This window comes from Ureibacillus sp. FSL K6-0165 (assembly GCF_038004285.1).
Classification (GTDB): domain Bacteria; phylum Bacillota; class Bacilli; order Bacillales_A; family Planococcaceae; genus Ureibacillus; species Ureibacillus thermosphaericus.
In genome coordinates this window covers 49,785-67,533 of the sequence record NZ_JBBOQS010000001.1, presented here as the reverse complement: position 1 = coordinate 67,533, position 17,749 = coordinate 49,785, and the positions used below count along the sequence as shown (strand labels likewise).

Genomic DNA, 17,749 nt, shown 5'->3' with positions numbered 1-17,749 from the left:
CCAAGGAGGAAATATTAAGATGGGTTTATTAGCAGCAGCAATTGCAATTGGTTTAGCAGCACTAGGTGCAGGTATTGGTAACGGTTTAATCGTATCTCGTACAGTAGAAGGAATTGCACGTCAACCAGAAGCACGTGGCGTTCTTCAAACTACAATGTTCATCGGGGTAGCGTTAGTAGAAGCCTTACCGATCATCGCTGTAGTAGTTGCGTTCATCGTAATGAACCGATAATTGGTTCCGTGTGGCGAAGGATGATTTGTATAAGAAACTTCGCCATTCCTTTTATTTAAAGGTTTAACTGCAACCATTTTTTATAAAAATGACTGTTAGAAACAATTTTAAATCACAAACAATAGATTTGAAAATAAAAGGCTCTCTTCAAATTTTCGATTGGAAATGAACTGAAGTAGGGCAGACTAAATGGAATTTGAAGCTCTTGAAGGGAGTGAAACAATCGTGAATTTTGAATATCTAGTATTAGGTTCAGATGTTGCTGAAGTAGTTAACCTTGGAGATATTCTTGCAACATTAGTAATCTTCCTCGTATTAATGGCATTATTAAAGAAATTTGCATGGGGTCCATTAATGGGCATCATGAAACAACGTGAGGAATTAGTTGCAAGTGAAATCGACGCGGCTGAAAATGCTCGCAAAGAAGCTGCAAAAGCTTTAGAAGAGCAAAAAGCATTATTAAAAGAAGCTCGCACAGAAGCACAAAAAATTATTGAAAGCGCGAAAAAGCAAGCTGAAGCACAGCGTGATGAAATCGTTGAAACAGCTCGTCAAGAAGCAAATCGCTTAAAAGAATCTGCTGTTCGTGAAATCGAAACAGAAAAAGAAAAAGCGATCGCTTCATTGCGTGAAGAAGTGGTTTCACTTTCAGTTCTTGCAGCATCTAAAGTGCTTGAAAAAGAAATTTCTGAAGAAGATAACAGTGCATTAATTAAAGAAACGATTGCTAAGGCAGGCGAAGCGAAATGAGTAAATCTACTGTAGCTAATCGCTATGCCGAAGCACTTTTTTCTGTAGCACAAAAACAAAATATCGTCGATGAAGTGAATCAAGAACTTCAAGAAATGACAAAAGTCGTAAGTGCAAATCGTGATTTCATTTCATTATTGACGAATCCAAAGTTTTCTTCTGAACGAAAAAAGGAAATCGTTTCCGAACTTTTCAAGGAAGCGAATTCAATCTTACTAAATACAATCAAATTATTAATTGATAAAAAACGTATCAATGAATTAGTGAATATTGCAGAAGCATTTAAAACATTAGCAGCTGACGCTCAAGGCACTGCGGAAGCTACAGTATACTCAACACGCGAACTAACAGAAGAAGAGAAAAAAGACATTTCTACTTCTTTCGCAAAATTAGTTGGCAAAGAGTCATTGAACATTACGAATGTGATTGAACCATCAGTGATTGGTGGAGTTCGAGTTCAAATTGGAAACATGATTTTCGATAACACTGTAGCGAATAAATTAGATAGTCTCAGACGCACGTTAGTCGTTAATAAATAGAAAAGTGAGAGGTGACATTCATGAGCATCAAGGCTGAAGAAATCAGCGCTCTGTTAAGAAAGCAGATTGAAAACTACCAATCTGAATTAGAAGTAAATGAAGTTGGTACTGTAATCACTGTTGGTGACGGTATCGCACGCGCTCATGGCCTCGACAACTGTATGGCAGGAGAACTTCTTGAGTTCGAAAATGGTGTAATGGGTATGGCACAAAACCTAGAAGAAGGCAACGTCGGTATCGTTATTCTAGGTAACTACCTTGGCATCAAAGAAGGCGATACAGTTCGTCGCACAGGTCGTATCATGGAAGTTCCAGTTGGTGAAGAATTAATCGGTCGTGTAGTAAACCCACTTGGTATGCCAGTGGATGGAAAAGGACCTATCAATACAACAAAAACTCGTCCAATCGAAAGCCCAGCTTTCGGGGTTATGGCTCGTAAATCTGTACACGAACCATTGCAAACAGGTATTAAAGCGATTGACGCATTAGTACCAATCGGCCGTGGTCAACGTGAGTTAATCATTGGTGACCGTCAAACAGGTAAAACATCTATCGCAATCGATACAATCTTAAACCAAGCTGACCAAAACATGATTTGTATTTACGTTGCAATCGGTCAGAAAGAATCTACAGTTCGTACGGTTGTTGAAACGCTTCGTAAAAACGGTGCGTTAGATTATTCAATCGTTATCACAGCATCAGCTTCTCAACCAGCACCATTATTATACTTAGCACCATATGCTGGGGTTTCAATGGCTGAGCACTTCATGTTACAAGGTAAACACGTTTTAATTGTGTACGATGATCTTTCTAAACAAGCAGCAGCTTACCGTGAGCTTTCATTGTTATTACGTCGTCCACCAGGTCGTGAAGCTTACCCAGGTGACGTATTCTACTTACACAGCCGTTTACTCGAACGTGCTGCGAAATTAAGTGACGCAATGGGTGCAGGTTCTATTACAGCTCTTCCATTCGTTGAAACACAAGCTGGGGATATTTCTGCTTACATCCCAACAAACGTAATCTCAATCACAGACGGACAAATTTTCTTACAATCTGACCTATTCCACTCAGGTGTACGTCCAGCGATCAACGCCGGTTTATCCGTATCCCGTGTAGGTGGTGCTGCGCAAATCAAAGCGATGAAAAAAGTTGCTGGTACATTGCGTCTTGACTTAGCTGCGTACCGTGAACTTGAAGCATTCGCTCAATTCGGTTCAGATTTAGATAAAGCGACACTTGCAAAACTTGAACGTGGTAAGCGTACAGTTGAAGTGTTAAAACAAGACTTAAACAAACCAATTAAAGTAGAATATCAAGTTGTAATCATTTACGCTCTAACTCGCGGTTACTTAGATGATATTCCAGTAAAAGATATCCGTCGTTTCGAAAATGAGTTGTACAGCTGGTTAGATGTAAACCACACTCACATTTTAGAACATATTCGTACTACAAAAGATTTACCATCAGACGAAGACTTCAAAGCAGCTCTTACAGAATTCAAAAACCAATTTGCTAAATCAGAAGAATGATTCTTTCAGCTTTGCTGAAAGATCTTCTGCTGATTCGTAGCACGAATGATGACTAAAATGAAAAGGTGGTGAAATACCAGTGGCAAGAAGTTTGCGCGATATTAAAAACCGAATCAACTCAACGCGTAAAACAGGGCATATTACAAAAGCGATGCAAATGGTGTCCGCTTCTAAAAGATCAAAAGCGGAAGAAAATGCAAAAGCTTACGTTCCTTATATGGAAAAAGTGCAAGACGTTGTTGCATCGATTGCTAGCGGCGCATCAGATGTCTCACACCCAATGTTGACAGCTCGCCCTGTTAAGAAGACGGGTTATATCATTATTGGTTCCGACCGTGGATTGGCTGGAGCTTATAATGCGAACGTAATTCGTGAATTATCACGTACGATAGAAGAACGTCATAAATCAAAAGACGAGTATGTCATTTTATCAATAGGGCGTGTACCTACAGATTATTTTAAAAAGCGTGGCTTAAATGTTGTTGATAGCGTTGTCGGCCTTCCTGACCAACCATCATTCTCCCAAATTAAACAAATCGCACGAAAAGCTGTTGGTATGTTCGCTGATGGTACATATGATGAACTTTATATGTACTATAACCACTACGTGAGCGTTATTTCACAAGTAGTGACAGAGAAAAAAGTATTACCAATTACGGATTTAGCGCCTGCAACAGAAGGGCTTCAAGCATCGTATGAATTCGAACCAAATGCGGAAGCAATTCTAGAAGTATTGCTCCCTCAATATGCTGAAAGCTTAATTTATGGTGCTCTACTTGATGCGAAAGCAAGTGAACATGCTGCACGTATGACTGCCATGAAAACAGCGACAGATAATGCGAATGAACTTATTAAAACACTTACACTTGAATACAACCGTGCTCGTCAAGCATCGATTACACAAGAAATTACTGAAATTGTTAGTGGAGCAGAAGCCATCCAATAGGCTAGCTTCTTGTTGCGTATAAATGTACGATAGGAGGGTACACAGGAATGAACAAAGGACATGTTCTTCAGGTAATGGGTCCAGTCGTTGACGTAAAATTCCCGAACGGACAATTACCAAATATCTACGATGCTTTAACAGTTAACATCAATCGTCCTGGTGAAGATACTGTTACTTTGACATTAGAAGTAGCATTACATCTTGGTGACGACTCTGTCCGCACAATTGCCATGGCCTCTACAGACGGTCTTCAACGTGGCGCGGAAGTAACAAATACGAATGCACCAATCTCTGTTCCAGTTGGTGAAGTAACACTAGGACGCGTATTCAACGTTCTTGGTGAACCAATTGACGAAAAAGAAGATATTCCAGGAGAAGCTCGTCGTGATCCAATTCACCGCGAAGCTCCAACATTTGAAGAATTATCTACAAAAGTAGAAATTCTTGAAACAGGTATTAAAGTAGTTGACTTATTAGCTCCTTATATTAAAGGTGGTAAAGTAGGTCTATTCGGTGGTGCCGGAGTAGGTAAAACGGTACTTATCCAAGAATTAATTCACAACATCGCACAAGAACACGGTGGTATCTCTGTATTCGCTGGTGTAGGTGAACGTACTCGTGAAGGTAACGACTTATATCATGAAATGAGCGATTCCGGAGTTATTAGTAAAACTGCCATGGTATTCGGACAAATGAACGAACCACCTGGTGCACGTATGCGCGTTGCCCTAACAGGTTTAACAATGGCAGAATACTTCCGTGATGAACAAGGTCAAGACGTACTTTTATTCATCGACAACATCTTCCGCTTCACGCAAGCAGGTTCGGAAGTATCAGCCCTACTTGGTCGTATGCCATCAGCCGTTGGTTACCAACCAACACTTGCTACAGAAATGGGTAACTTACAAGAACGTATCACATCTACAAATAAAGGTTCTATTACATCTATTCAAGCGATTTATGTACCAGCCGACGACTATACTGACCCGGCTCCAGCTACAACATTCGCTCACTTAGACTCTACAACAAACCTTGAACGTAAATTATCTGAGATGGGTATTTACCCTGCGGTGGACCCACTAGCATCTACTTCTCGTGCGTTATCACCAGAAATCGTTGGTGAAGAACACTATCAAGTAGCTCGTGGTGTACAACAAACATTACAACGTTATCGTGAATTACAAGACATCATCGCAATCTTAGGTATGGATGAATTATCTGAAGAAGATAAGAAAACAGTTGAACGTGCACGTCGCATTCAATTCTTCTTATCACAAAACTTCCACGTTGCTGAGCAATTCACTGGTCAACCAGGTTCATACGTTCCTGTAAAAGACACAGTGCGCAGCTTCAAAGAAATCTTAGAAGGTAAATATGACCATTTACCAGAAGATGCATTCCGTTTAGTAGGAAGCATTGAAGACGTAATCGAAAGAGCTAAAGCAATGGGCGTAGAGGTATAATGTTACGGACGGAGGAGGAAAAAAAATGAAGACAGTTCAAGTCAATATTGTCACTCCGGACGGCCCAGTATACGATTCAGAAATCGCAATGGTAATTGCTAAAACAGTTTCTGGGGATATCGGTATTCTTCCAGGTCATATTCCTTTAGTGGCACCGCTTGAAATCAGTGCGGTAAAACTAAAGTTAGCAGACGGTTCACAAAAAGCAGTAGCCGTTAGCGGTGGCTTTATTGAAGTTCGTCCAGATAAAATCTCGATTCTGGCACCTTCAGCTGAAGTTGCTGAGAACATTGATCTTGCTCGCGCTCAAGCAGCAAAGAAAAGAGCAGAAGAACGTTTACAAAGTAAGTCCGATGACATTGATTTTAAACGGGCAGAATTAGCTTTGAAACGTGCGATCAATCGTATCAACGTTTATGAGGGTAGAATTTAATGAATAAGCGGGCAGTTTAACTGTCCGCTTTTAATATGTTATATCCTTCTTTGAAGATACATCATTTTAATTAGACTATCCTGTTTGAGGAGACGTGCATATGAATAATATTTATCAAACTATTGGAATTCAAGCCGCAATTGGATTATTTTCCCATATTCTATTTATTTGTATTGCATTCTATGCATTGCAATCTATTCGATTAGATGTCGTGTTTAAAAAGGGAAAGACTTTTCAAATTCAACTCATGTATATATTGTTAAGCATTGTTTTAGGATACAGTGTATCAAAGTTTGTCCTTGATTTTACAGGTTTATCAAAACAATTACCGTTTATTTTTTCGTAATGTACTTTTATTTTGCACAACAGTTCCCTTCTATTATTTATATGGTTTGTAAGGGCAAATGACAATTTATGACTCCTTTGTCGTTACAATACATATACGTGTTATTTCCTGGGCAATCATGTAGATAATTTTGAGACAAAAATGACATAAAAAGTTGGAAAAGTAAGCAAAATTTAATATTTCGTAAAAATTCACCATCAATCCTTGTTGTGCGTAATATATAATTGTAGATATATGATGAAAAATATCTGAAATTAGTATTTTTAGTCACTTGTAAATATTTGATTTAAGCATTACTATGAATATGGTTTGTTTTTTTATTGATTGATTGTGATAAACATCATTGGAGAATGGATTCGGAGGGACGATTTGTGGATAAAATGATTGTTACAGGAGGCCGAAGATTACAAGGAAAAGTTAAAATAGAAGGGGCAAAAAATGCCGTATTGCCAATTTTAACTGCTTCGTTGCTAGCTTCTAAGAATACTAGTGTTATAAAAGACGTCCCGAACTTAGCGGATGTTCATACCATAAATGAAGTATTAAAAAGCTTAAATGCTGAAGTAAAATATGATGTTGAAAATAATGAATTTCATATAAATGCTGAAAAGAAATTGTTAAGCGAAGCTCCCTTTGACTATGTTAGCAAAATGCGCGCCTCAATTTTAGTGATGGGATCTCTTTTAGCTCGAAATGGATATGCTCGTGTTGCAATGCCTGGTGGTTGTGCAATTGGTTCCCGGCCAATTGAATTGCATTTAAAAGGTTTTGAAGCCATGGGAGCAAAAATTTCCTTCGGTCATGGGTATGTGGAAGCAAAAGTGGAAAATCGTTTAAAAGGTGCGAATATTTATTTAGATTTTCCAAGTGTGGGAGCAACAGAAAATATCATGACGGCTGCTGCTTTAGCTAAAGGAACAACAATTATTGAAAATGCAGCAAAAGAACCGGAAATTGTCGATTTAGCAAATTTCATCAACAAAATGGGTGGTCGTGTCACAGGAGCAGGAACTGACACAATCCGCATTGAAGGTGTGGATGAACTGCACGGAACAATTCATCATGTAATTCCAGACCGAATTGAGGCAGGGACTTTTATGGTAGCTGCAGCAATTACTCGTGGTGATATTTTAATAGAAAATGTGATTCCTGAACATTTGACAGCTTTAATTGCAAAAATGAGTGAAATGGGCGTGAAGATTACGGAAGAAGGAAATGGACTTCGAGTATGTGCATCTGAACCGTTAAAAGCAGTTGATGTGAAAACGATGCCATATCCAGGATTCCCTACAGATATGCAAGCCCAAATGATGGCGTTAATGTTAACAGCTCAAGGAACGAGTATCATTACGGAAACGGTTTTTGAAAATCGCTTTATGCATGTTGAAGAGTTTCGTCGCATGAATGCGTCGTTGAAAATTGAAGGCCGTTCAACGTTTGTCGAAGGACCAGTGAAATTGCAAGGTGCAGAGGTTGCAGCAACGGACCTGCGTGCAGCTGCAGCATTGATTTTAGCTGGGTTAGCTTCAGAAGGAGTCACTCGCGTAACAAAACTGCATCATTTGGATCGGGGATATGTCGACTTCGAAAAGAAATTGCGTGCGCTTGGGGCAAATATTGAACGCGTTTCTAGCAATACAATTGAAGAGAAACCAATTGTTACGACGGAAACTACGTTAAATGTGTAAGTGATTTTAAGGGCAATCTATTTTTCTACTGTACAATATGTTATGTGTGTTTAATTTATTCCCATCAATCGTGGAAAGAACGACAAAATCTTGTGGGTGAGGTTTTGTCGTTTTATTTTTGTCTTTCATTTAATAAGCAGAAAGGGTTATTTGCTTCTTGAAAGACAAGATAGTGAATGGAGGGAGTTATTCGTTAAATTTATGAAAATAATCCTTATATATTGGATAATAGTCAAACAGGGACAGATAATAGCCAAACCCGATAAGATAATAGTCAAGTCCTCGAAAATAATAGTCGCACGAAAAAAGTCGCTTCCAGAGACATTAGATAATAGTCAAATTCGGGAAGATAATAGTCAAACCTGACAAGATAATAGCCAACTCATAGAAAATAATAGCCATTCGAAAAAAATCGCTTCCTGAGACATCGGATAATAGTCAAATTTGGGAAGATAATAGCCAACCCCGACAGGATAATAGTCAAGTCAGCAAAAATAATAGCCACACGAAAAATTCTCTTCCAAAGTAATTAGATACTAGCCAAATAAACCTAATGTGCTTTCTAAATACAACAAAATTGGTTAAGAAATACGCCAACTTTAAAGCAATACCACTTCTTCCAACCAAATGAAAATTCCTATCCCCAAAATCTTCTATAAAAAAGATATATTTCCTCATTTCAAATCATAAGTAATATGTATGAAACCATTAAAAATTCACAAAAATCTAATCCCCATTTTCTCGATTGCACTATTTATTTTAGCTTTATTTTTCTTGCCGTTTTTATTCAAAAACTCAAACAAAACTTTAAAAGAAGCGTCAGGGCCATTAGTAGTTGCAGAAGAAGAATGCAATATTTATATTCGCATCACAGGACAAAAGGATCCTATTCCTCTAGAAGAATATGTCGTTGGTGTGGTTGCAGCGGAAATGCCGGCAAACTTTCATCCTGAAGCATTAAAAGCTCAAGCGATTGCCGCAAGAACCTACGTGCTAAAATCAACAAACAATGGCCAAACGGAAATCGAACCGACTGTTTTAAGACAAGTATTTTATGATGAAGATACGAGAAAAGCAAACTGGCAATCAACTTTTGATGAATACGAGCAAAAAATTAGACAAGCAGTAGAAAGCACTAGAGGAGAAGTACTGAAATATGACGGTGAACTTATTACTGCGATGTTTCATTCAATGAGTAACGGCAGAACAGAAAGCTCCCTAAATTACAGTGGGGTCGACTTACCATATCTTCAATCAGTGGCTAGTGCGGACTTTCATGCAGAAAACTATGTTTCGAAAAAAACGCTCACTTTAGCAGAATGGAATAAACTATTAAAGGTCAACATGACGCTCGATGATATTAAAAAAATCCGTACGAAACAAAACAATACTGGGAGGGTAGAAAAAGTAATTGCTGGCAATAAAGAATGGACAGGTCGTGATTTTCGAACATTGCTTGATTTACGCTCAACAGATTTCACCATACAAGTTGTGAATGACAAAATTGAAATCACAGCAGAAGGCTACGGACATGGTGTTGGTATGAGCCAATATGGAGCTGATGCGATGGCTAAACAAGGAAGATCAGCTCATGAAATTCTTTCACATTATTACAAAGGCACAACCATTGAAAAAATGATGTGTAAAAAATAAAAGCATTTAACATCAACAACTAACGGGCAGTTCAACAATCATCAAACTCTGGAACAAATTGACCTAAACTCATACGCTAATAAACAAATATTACGAGCGAAAAAATAATATGCAAAAAATAGTGAAATTTTCCAAAAATATTGTTTAGAAATTCCAAAACTTGTTCATCCTTCATTTAGAGGTGATGAACAAATGAGAGAAGATAACAACAAACAAAATAAAACTTCTCAAAAAACAAACTGGCAGCAAAAACCATGGTTTTGGCCAACAATATACGGGGGCATTGCAGTAGTACTCATTGGTCTAATTTTCACTTATTCAGCACTCACTCGTGAAGATGAAAATGAAACGGTGAACGAACCAACTGTACAAGATGAATCACCAGTCATCGAAACAAATGCACGAACAGAAACACTAAAATATCCTTTTGATGAAAGTCAACTAGAAAACGTAAAAGTATTACAAGACTTCTATGACATGAATGCGGATGCAAAAACACGTGAAAATGCACTATTAGTATTTGATCAAACATTCTCAACATCATCAGGATTGTCAATTTCTATTAACAACGAGCCATTTGAAGTACTAGCTGCAATGAGCGGTGAAGTGAAAGAAGTGAAGCTCGATTCTTTCACTGGAAATAAAATTATCATCGCACACCCTAACGGAATGGAAACCCACTATAGTTCCGTATCTGACATCCTTGTAAAAGAAGGGGACTTAGTGGAACAAGGCCAACCAATCGCAACTACGATTGAAAACGAATGGAATCCAACTGCCGGCATCCATCTTCATTTTGAGGTGTTAGAAGATGGAAAACATGTAAACCCAAGAAATTATTTAAACTTCTAATGGATAAAAGCGCAGCCTGAAAGACAAATTCCGTCTTATTGGGCTGCGCTTTTGTACTTTCCTGGGAAAAAAAGTTCTGAAAAATGCGAAACATACATATTGTGAATAAACGTTAAATCGCTAATTGCAAACGTCAATGAAATACATGTATCAGAAAAACGTCGAAATAGATTGTTTATTGTTAGTAAAACTGCACTTTCTTATATCCGATAGAAAGGAAGAGAACGTGCACGAGCATATTCGGCACCGTTGCGTTCGACTGGGAAAGCTGCTTGTGGAAACGGGTGAGACGGTTCGAGTCCTTGCGAAAATGACAGGATATTCAAAAAGTACGGTGCACAAAGACTTAACGGAACGATTACAACTAGTAAATGAAGAATTGGCAAAAGAAGTGAGAGAAATATTAGCCTATCACAAATCCGTTCGTCATTTGCGAGGGGGCGAGGCAACACGTAGAAAGTGGCAGTCCCAAAAAAATCAATGAAAAGGCATTTAGTTTGGCTTTGCATAAAGTCAGGCTGAATGCTTTTTCATTTTCACATACTGAATGTACACATCGCAAAATCCAAAAAAAATAAAAAGGATTCTTACATGAACAAAAAAATGAAAAAGGTTGAAAAAAGTCAAAAATACCCATAATTTAGATGTAATTAGAATTTTTATATGATAAAATATTCTAGATAATGTGTAATATATTGAACGTTAGAGTCGCAATAATTTGGAAGGAGAAATTAGATTATCATGTTTTCTAAAGATATAGGGATCGACTTAGGAACGGCTAACGTACTGATTTATGTGAAGGGTAAAGGAATTGTCTTAAATGAACCTTCTGTCGTAGCAATCGACAAAAAAACAAATAAAGTGCTTGCAGTTGGTGAAGAAGCAAGAAAAATGGTAGGTCGTACTCCAGGAAATATCGTTGCAATTCGTCCGCTTAAAGATGGAGTCATCGCAGATTTCGACTTGACAGAAGCAATGTTAAGACACTTCCTCAACAAACTTGACGTAAAAGGCTTCTTCTCAAAACCACGCATTTTAATTTGCTGTCCTACAAATATCACAAGCGTTGAACAAAAAGCAATTCGTGAAGCTGCTGAAAAATCAGGTGGAAAAAAAGTTTATTTAGAAGAAGAACCAAAAGTGGCTGCAATTGGTGCAGGCATGGACATTTTCCAACCAAGTGGTAACATGGTAGTCGATATAGGCGGCGGTACAACAGATATAGCTGTACTCTCAATGGGAGATATTGTGACAAGCGAATCTATTAAAGTAGCAGGAGATACATTTGATAACGATATACTACAATACATAAAGAAAGAATATAAACTATTAATCGGTGAACGTACAGCAGAAGCAATTAAAATCAACATTGGAACTGTATTTCCTGGCAGTCGCGATGAAACAATGGAAATTCGCGGCCGTGACATGGTAACAGGTTTACCCCGAACGATTACCATTCATTCATCTGAAATTGAAAAAGCGTTGCACGAATCCGTTGCATTGATTGTTCAATCAGCAAAAAACGTATTGGAAAAGACTCCGCCAGAACTATCTGCGGACATTATTGACAGAGGCGTCATTTTAACTGGTGGCGGTGCATTACTTCACGGCATTGATCAATTGCTTATGCAAGAATTAAAAGTACCAGTCTTCATTGCGGAAAATCCAATGGACTGCGTTGCAATTGGTACAGGCATCATGCTAGACAACATTGATCGTTCACCTGGTTCAAAACTATAATTTATGATGAAAAACCGCCTACAATCTAAAAAATAAATTCGCATTTCAAATTGTAAAGCAAGTATTTTTATTGGAAATGTAAATCAAAACGATAACCTAATCACACGTCCGAAACAAATAGTTAATCAATACATGAATTGAACATCATCTACCAAAACTAGAGAAAAGCGAAAAACGGACTATAGTTATTTGCGACTTTTTGCCGATATATAAAGAAGAGAAAAAAATGAACCAGCTGCTAAAAAGAGGTGAATGAGATGTTTAAAGGATTATACACTGCAGCATCCGGCATGCTTGCACAGCAGAGAAAAACGGAAATTTTAACAAACAATATGGCAAATGTGAATACACCGGGATTCAAAGCTGAACAAACGTCGATTCGTTCATTTCCTGAAATGCTTTTATCTGCCATTGATGATACAAACGTTCCTACGAAAAAAGGGTTAAATTTAAACCAAATCCAACAAATTGGAACAATTTCAACTGGTATCTACTTACAAGAGACAATGCCTAATTTTACACAAGGCGATGTGTACGAAACGAATTTTAATACGGATTTCGCTTTAGTAAACGGAAACATCCCAGCAGGAGGCAATATCTTTTTCCGTTTAGCTCATCCGGATGGTGGCGAAGCGTATACGAGAAACGGAAACTTTACATTAGATGGACAAGGATATTTAGTCACTGGAGACGGATACTATGTTCTATCCGAAACAGGCGCTCGCATCCAACTACCGAATGAAGATTTCCAAGTCGCTGACAACGGTGCCGTGTACGTTAACAATCAACAAATCGCGACTATTGGTATAGCCTATGTAGAAAATGCGAACGAACTTGTAAAACAAAATAACGGGATATTCCGTACTCAAAATGGACAAGCGTTGCCATCTGCTTTCGCACAAGGAAATATCACTTTCGCTATTAAACAAAAATTCTTGGAAGGTTCCAATGTAGATCCTGCACAAGCAATGACCGAATTACTTACAGCTTACCGTGCCTTTGAAGCAAATCAAAAAGTACTTCAAGCATATGACAGAAGTATGGAAAAAGCAGTAAACGAAATTGGTAAAGTATAAGGAGGAAGTTAAGGATGCTCCGAACAATGCTCACTGCAACAAACTCATTACATCAAGTCCAACATCAAATCGATACGATTAGCAATAATATTGCGAATGTCAACACTGCTGGCTACAAAGCGAAAGAAGCTCGTTTTTCAGAAATGCTTTACCAAGAATACTTTAACACTCGCAAGGATGAACAAGCCCCAAGATTGACGCCACCAGGCATTCGCTACGGTGTTGGTGCTAAAATTTCGCAAATTCAAACAAACAATGCACAAGGATCATTGCAAAACACAGACAGGGATTTAGACTTTGCATTTACAAAAGAACGCCAATATTTTAATATCTTAATGCCAAATGAAAACAATGAAATCAATATGGTTTATTCTCGTCAAGGTAACTTTTATGTTACGCCTGTCGAAGATGGACAAGTTATGCTCGTAAATGCTGACGGTTATGCAGTAGCAGACAGCTATGGCAATCCTATCATCTTTAGAGACGATGTAGAAAAATTCATTCTCAATGAAAATGGCACATTGCAAGTCAAATTTATAAATGGTGATGAACAATCATTTTTACTAGGTGTTACAGAAATTCATTTACCGCAAGTAATGGAGCAAACAGGCTCATACATAATGGTACCTGCAAATTTAGACGAATTAGGGTATGATGAGAATGATATATTAACAAACTTAGTAGGATTTGGGCGAGAAAATATCGGTCTTGAAAATCAAAAATTAGAAATGTCTAACGTTAATTTAACTAAAGAAATGACAAATTTACTTCAAGCGCAACGTTCATATCAGTTTAATTCCCGAGCGATTACCATTGCAGATCAAATGTTAGGATTAATCAATGGAATACGTTAATATTGAAATACTTCTAAGAAAATAGGGGAAATAGAAAATGGCAAACGAAATGAAAAGTGGCTCTACTTTGTCGAATCAGGACATCCCTCAAAAAAGAGCGAGACGCCAAGATCGCAATGAGAAACATCCAAAATTTAAAATTTATCGCACAAGATTGATTCCTATATGGCTTAGAATCGTGATTGTGCTAGTTCTTCTATTGCTTGCAAGCGTATTTGGACTAATGATTGGATTCGGCGTAATTGGTGACGGCAACCCATTAGATGCGTTAAAATGGGAAACGTATCAACACATCCTTGACATTATAAACGGAATTGAATAGGTATTTTCTATTAGTGGAAAGATGAGTTCAAATAGGAGGAGACTTCCATCCTTTCTTTCCACATTGTCCTATTATGCGATGTGAATAGAAACATATGGTTGTCTTGTCATTTCATTGTTTATATGATTTGAAAGAGCCCAATTGTATCCAAATTCCATTAACGACATGTTTTTGGGTGTTTCTACAAATGTTTTCGATGAAAAACTCTTCAATAATATTGTGCGTCTTGCCTAATGTGCCAATCGACATAATAGGACATCTTGCGTCCAAAATCAGCCACTACTTTCGTTTGTTTTATTTTGAATAACTGGGGGGATTCATATGTTAAGTGTTGAACAAATTCAAGGAATTTTGCCACATAGATATCCTTTTTTATTAGTAGACCGTATTCTTGAAGTTGAAGAGGGCAAACGAGCTGTTGGAATTAAAAACGTTTCCATTAACGAACCTTTCTTTAATGGGCACTTTCCAGGCTATCCCGTTATGCCTGGTGTATTAATTGTAGAAGCAATGGCACAGGTCGGGGGCGTTGCATTATTAAACTCCGAGCAATTCAAAGGAAGATTGGCATTTTTAACAGGAATCGACAATGCCCGATTTAAACGTCAAGTAGTTCCAGGTGATCAATTAAAATTGGAAGTAGAATTTGTCAAATTGCGCGGTACAATGGGAAAAGGACATGGTGTTGCTACAGTTGATGGTGAACTTGTAGCGGAAGCAGATATTTTATTTGCAATCGGTCCAGAAGCTCCAAAGGCAAAATAAACTTTCGTAAAAGAAGTGCAAAAATCAAAGGAATAAAAACATCGGAACTGTGACAACCTTTAGTACAAAGGTAAAATTTGTTGAAATGGCTCCTAATTTGAAAAATTTTAACAATAGAGATAAAATATAAAAGTTGGATTTTTATTTAGATACAAGTATACGCACCCTTGGCTTTTTTAAACGTAGGAGGTTTAATTTTAGAATGTATAAACAGCTATCATCGGGCGTAAAAATCAGTATTACTCGCTCCATTTCGACGGCATTTGAGCAATATTTAGCTAGCATCGGCTGGGATGAAGATCAATTTTCCATGGAAGATTTTATTGCAAATTGGCAACAATATTTTTTAGAGAACGCAGCATGGTTTGATAAAGTGCCACAAGAAGTATTACTAAGCCCTGAATTCCATGAAGAAATTGCACAAAAAATTGATGAAGTAATCGCCAAAATTTTAAGCGAAAAGCCAACGAAAAAACAAATCGAATCCATTGAAAAAATGCAGAACGAACTAGGTACAAATTATACTTACGGTTGCAAGGCTGAAGCGAATTATGTAGAACAGTTGCTAAAAGAACAATTGAAGCAAAAATAACGCCCTGGAACTTTTCCTAAAATTTGGCATAAGTTCTAAAATAGATAATGGATAGTTCCCTCTTTTTTCGCACAAATTAAAATCAGTCACTCGTAGTGACGATTAGCGAAGAAAGGAGGGAATTTTTTATGTGGAAACCGTCCATCTATGCCTTATTGTTAGGGTCTGCTTTATTAGTGGGCTGTAATAATAACGGCGATGAAGACGCCATCAACGATGTAGGGGAAGGCGTAGAAAGAGGCGTACAAGATGTGGGTGAAGGAGTTCGCGAAGGTGTCAATGATATTCAAGAGGGAATTGATGAGACTCTTGATAATGACGTGAACAATAATAATGTTGATATGAATAACGATAGAGTAAATGATGGTTTCCCAGATAACAATGGCGTAATGAACAATAACGATGTCATCCCTGATGATAAAGGAGTTCGTGGGGATGAACGTGGCAACCAAGAAGATGCCATCGAAGACGCTAGAGATATCAGAGACCGCGACACAAAAGATGAATAATCCTCGCATAATCCCCCTTACTATGATGCAGGAGCTATCCACAAAGCGATAGCTCCTTTGTTTTTAGCAAAATCTGTAAATATAAACGCAGGGCTTCAACATGTGTTTATAAAAAAGGATTTGTCAACTGCAAAAGACCCTCTCCTATAAATCGCGGTGCTAATTTTACCCCTTCAACCGCGGACGCTCGCGCATTCCTTTTTTAAATTCACTTAATAATTCCTCATTGGACAAGTTTTTCTCCAGCAAAGATTGTAACAATTGCTCCGCATATTTTAATCGCACAACTCGTAAATGGCCTTTCAATAAGATTGAAATTCGGTCTTCAAACTCTTCAATGGATTCCACTTTCACCGTAAAAGGTGCTGGTTCATTATCCGGAGAAGTAATCGTCACTTGCACATCAAAGAATTCTTTGGAATCTAAATATTTTTCTAACAACTCTCGATATTGTTTTTCAATAAACAGTTCCAAAATCCACGTTTTTTCTTTATTTTCTTGATTTATAGTAATTCCATCAATCAGTGGAACCTCAATCCCCTCCAGATCCAATTGAAAGGAAATCATTTTGAAAGTCTTCATTGAATTTACCTCCCAACTATTAATTAAGTATAACATAGGGTGATGTGTAAAAATAAAATGAGAAAACTGCTAAATTTTTATTTTGACCATTTTTGGAAAATGCGGATAATCATTGTAATAATCTAGTGTATTGGCATTTTTGCAAACATTTATTCTATATCGAAAAGGAAATTTTGGATTAGAAAAAGGGCTCATTCTTTTATTTTGCGATTTTGTCAAAAATAGGCGCAATCGATATGATGGAGAAAAAGGAGGTGAAATTATGAATCATGTCGGACTAGTCGGGCGATTAACGAAAGATCCAGTTCTTCGGGAATTTGCAGAAAACCGTGTAGCCACGAGCTTTGTCGTAGCTGTTAATCGCAATTATCGCAATCATCAGGGTGATGTGGATGCGGATTTTGTTTTATGCACTGCATGGGGGAAATTAGCAGAACGCATCGTCCAATATTGCGGAAAGGGATCATTAATCGGAGTCAACGGGCGATTGCAATCACGCTCCTATATTAATAAGGAGAATTTCAAAGTGTTTAGTACGGAAGTCGTTGCCGATGAGGTCCGATTTTACTTACTAAAGTCTCCAACCAATAAGCAATCGGAAGTTGAAAAAGATTTTGTACTTCCTGAAACTGAAGAAGGATTACCAGTTACGTGAGAGTCTCTAAAATGAGGAATGGGTTGAAGAAAGTAAGATGGTTTATTAAGTAGGCAACATGTCATTTAAAAATGGGAAAAGGTTATAAGGATGAAAAAGTAAAAGGATTCCGGGTAAACATAGTGGAAGGGTGCAATTTATTAACGGAAGGCAATGGATTGATAATAATAGGGAAATGATAGCAATAAAAGTTTTTGGAGGTGATAAAAAACACTGCTGG

At 37.7% G+C, this 17,749-nt stretch carries 21 protein-coding genes; 20 read left to right on the top strand and 1 reads right to left on the bottom strand.

The window, feature by feature from the left end:
- Positions 1-19: 19 nt before the first annotated feature.
- The 19 genes from atpE to NST00_RS00225 all read left to right on the top strand — a co-directional run bounded on the left by atpE (position 20) and on the right by NST00_RS00225 (position 16,292).
- Positions 20-232, top strand: coding sequence for a F0F1 ATP synthase subunit C (atpE, locus tag NST00_RS00315; protein ID WP_016837239.1), 213 nt, complete (start codon positions 20-22; stop codon positions 230-232).
- A 189-nt stretch (positions 233-421) separates the two neighbouring features.
- Positions 422-982, top strand: coding sequence for a F0F1 ATP synthase subunit B (gene atpF / locus NST00_RS00310; protein ID WP_016837238.1), 561 nt, complete (start codon positions 422-424; stop codon positions 980-982).
- On the top strand, positions 979-1,521 hold the full coding sequence (locus NST00_RS00305; protein WP_016837237.1) for a F0F1 ATP synthase subunit delta: 543 nt from the start codon (positions 979-981) through the stop codon (positions 1,519-1,521). The genes atpF and NST00_RS00305 overlap by 4 nt, the downstream gene beginning before the upstream one ends.
- Before the next feature lie 20 nt (positions 1,522-1,541).
- Positions 1,542-3,053 carry a F0F1 ATP synthase subunit alpha gene (gene atpA / locus NST00_RS00300; RefSeq protein WP_016837236.1) on the top strand — a complete coding sequence of 504 codons (1,512 nt, stop codon included), beginning with the start codon at positions 1,542-1,544 and terminating at the stop codon, positions 3,051-3,053.
- Positions 3,054-3,132: 79 nt separating this feature from the next.
- Positions 3,133-3,999: an ATP synthase F1 subunit gamma gene (gene atpG / locus NST00_RS00295; protein WP_016837235.1), complete on the top strand. Its 867-nt coding sequence runs from the start codon at positions 3,133-3,135 to the stop codon at positions 3,997-3,999.
- A 47-nt stretch (positions 4,000-4,046) separates the two neighbouring features.
- Entirely contained in the window at positions 4,047-5,462 is a 1,416-nt protein-coding gene (atpD, locus tag NST00_RS00290; protein ID WP_096550335.1) for a F0F1 ATP synthase subunit beta, read from the top strand.
- 25 nt (positions 5,463-5,487) lie between these two features.
- The gene (locus tag NST00_RS00285) at positions 5,488-5,895 is read left to right on the top strand and encodes a F0F1 ATP synthase subunit epsilon (protein ID WP_016837233.1); all 408 of its coding nucleotides are present in this window, start codon (positions 5,488-5,490) and stop codon (positions 5,893-5,895) included.
- Positions 5,896-5,995: 100 nt separating this feature from the next.
- Positions 5,996-6,241 (top strand): DUF1146 family protein, encoded by a 246-nt coding sequence (locus NST00_RS00280; protein WP_016837232.1) that lies wholly within the window; start codon positions 5,996-5,998, stop codon positions 6,239-6,241.
- Between the two features lie 371 nt (positions 6,242-6,612).
- Complete coding sequence (gene murA / locus NST00_RS00275) at positions 6,613-7,929, top strand: UDP-N-acetylglucosamine 1-carboxyvinyltransferase (RefSeq protein WP_168412838.1); 1,317 nt, start codon at positions 6,613-6,615, stop codon at positions 7,927-7,929.
- Positions 7,930-8,628: 699 nt separating this feature from the next.
- The gene (gene spoIID, locus NST00_RS00270) at positions 8,629-9,582 is read left to right on the top strand and encodes a stage II sporulation protein D (RefSeq protein ID WP_340709475.1); all 954 of its coding nucleotides are present in this window, start codon (positions 8,629-8,631) and stop codon (positions 9,580-9,582) included.
- 192 nt (positions 9,583-9,774) lie between these two features.
- A complete protein-coding gene (locus tag NST00_RS00265; protein ID WP_016839305.1) occupies positions 9,775-10,434 on the top strand; it encodes a M23 family metallopeptidase in 660 nt (219 codons plus the stop codon).
- Positions 10,435-10,660: 226 nt separating this feature from the next.
- Positions 10,661-10,918, top strand: a complete 258-nt coding sequence (locus NST00_RS00260; RefSeq protein WP_340709474.1) for a sporulation transcriptional regulator SpoIIID — start codon at positions 10,661-10,663, stop codon at positions 10,916-10,918.
- Between the two features lie 257 nt (positions 10,919-11,175).
- Positions 11,176-12,174, top strand: coding sequence for a rod shape-determining protein (locus NST00_RS00255; RefSeq protein ID WP_016839307.1), 999 nt, complete (start codon positions 11,176-11,178; stop codon positions 12,172-12,174).
- A gap of 257 nt (positions 12,175-12,431) precedes the next feature.
- Entirely contained in the window at positions 12,432-13,250 is an 819-nt protein-coding gene (locus NST00_RS00250) for a flagellar hook-basal body protein (protein ID WP_016839308.1), read from the top strand.
- A gap of 14 nt (positions 13,251-13,264) precedes the next feature.
- Positions 13,265-14,104, top strand: a complete 840-nt coding sequence (locus NST00_RS00245; protein ID WP_168412729.1) for a flagellar hook-basal body protein — start codon at positions 13,265-13,267, stop codon at positions 14,102-14,104.
- A 37-nt stretch (positions 14,105-14,141) separates the two neighbouring features.
- Positions 14,142-14,426: a DNA-directed RNA polymerase subunit beta gene (locus NST00_RS00240; RefSeq protein ID WP_339289198.1), complete on the top strand. Its 285-nt coding sequence runs from the start codon at positions 14,142-14,144 to the stop codon at positions 14,424-14,426.
- Between the two features lie 321 nt (positions 14,427-14,747).
- Positions 14,748-15,191 carry a 3-hydroxyacyl-ACP dehydratase FabZ gene (gene fabZ, locus NST00_RS00235; RefSeq protein WP_016839311.1) on the top strand — a complete coding sequence of 148 codons (444 nt, stop codon included), beginning with the start codon at positions 14,748-14,750 and terminating at the stop codon, positions 15,189-15,191.
- Positions 15,192-15,393: 202 nt separating this feature from the next.
- A complete protein-coding gene (locus NST00_RS00230; RefSeq protein ID WP_016839312.1) occupies positions 15,394-15,783 on the top strand; it encodes a hypothetical protein in 390 nt (129 codons plus the stop codon).
- 128 nt (positions 15,784-15,911) lie between these two features.
- Positions 15,912-16,292 (top strand): hypothetical protein, encoded by a 381-nt coding sequence (locus NST00_RS00225; RefSeq protein ID WP_016839313.1) that lies wholly within the window; start codon positions 15,912-15,914, stop codon positions 16,290-16,292.
- 165 nt (positions 16,293-16,457) lie between these two features.
- Here the strand turns inward: NST00_RS00225 and NST00_RS00220 are convergent, their stop codons facing one another.
- On the bottom strand, positions 16,458-16,874 hold the full coding sequence (locus NST00_RS00220) for a YwpF family protein (RefSeq protein WP_096550345.1): 417 nt from the start codon (positions 16,872-16,874) through the stop codon (positions 16,458-16,460).
- A gap of 262 nt (positions 16,875-17,136) precedes the next feature.
- Between NST00_RS00220 and NST00_RS00215 the strand changes: the two genes are divergently transcribed.
- Positions 17,137-17,529 (top strand): single-stranded DNA-binding protein, encoded by a 393-nt coding sequence (locus NST00_RS00215; RefSeq protein ID WP_168412732.1) that lies wholly within the window; start codon positions 17,137-17,139, stop codon positions 17,527-17,529.
- The last annotated feature ends 220 nt before the right edge of the window (positions 17,530-17,749 follow it).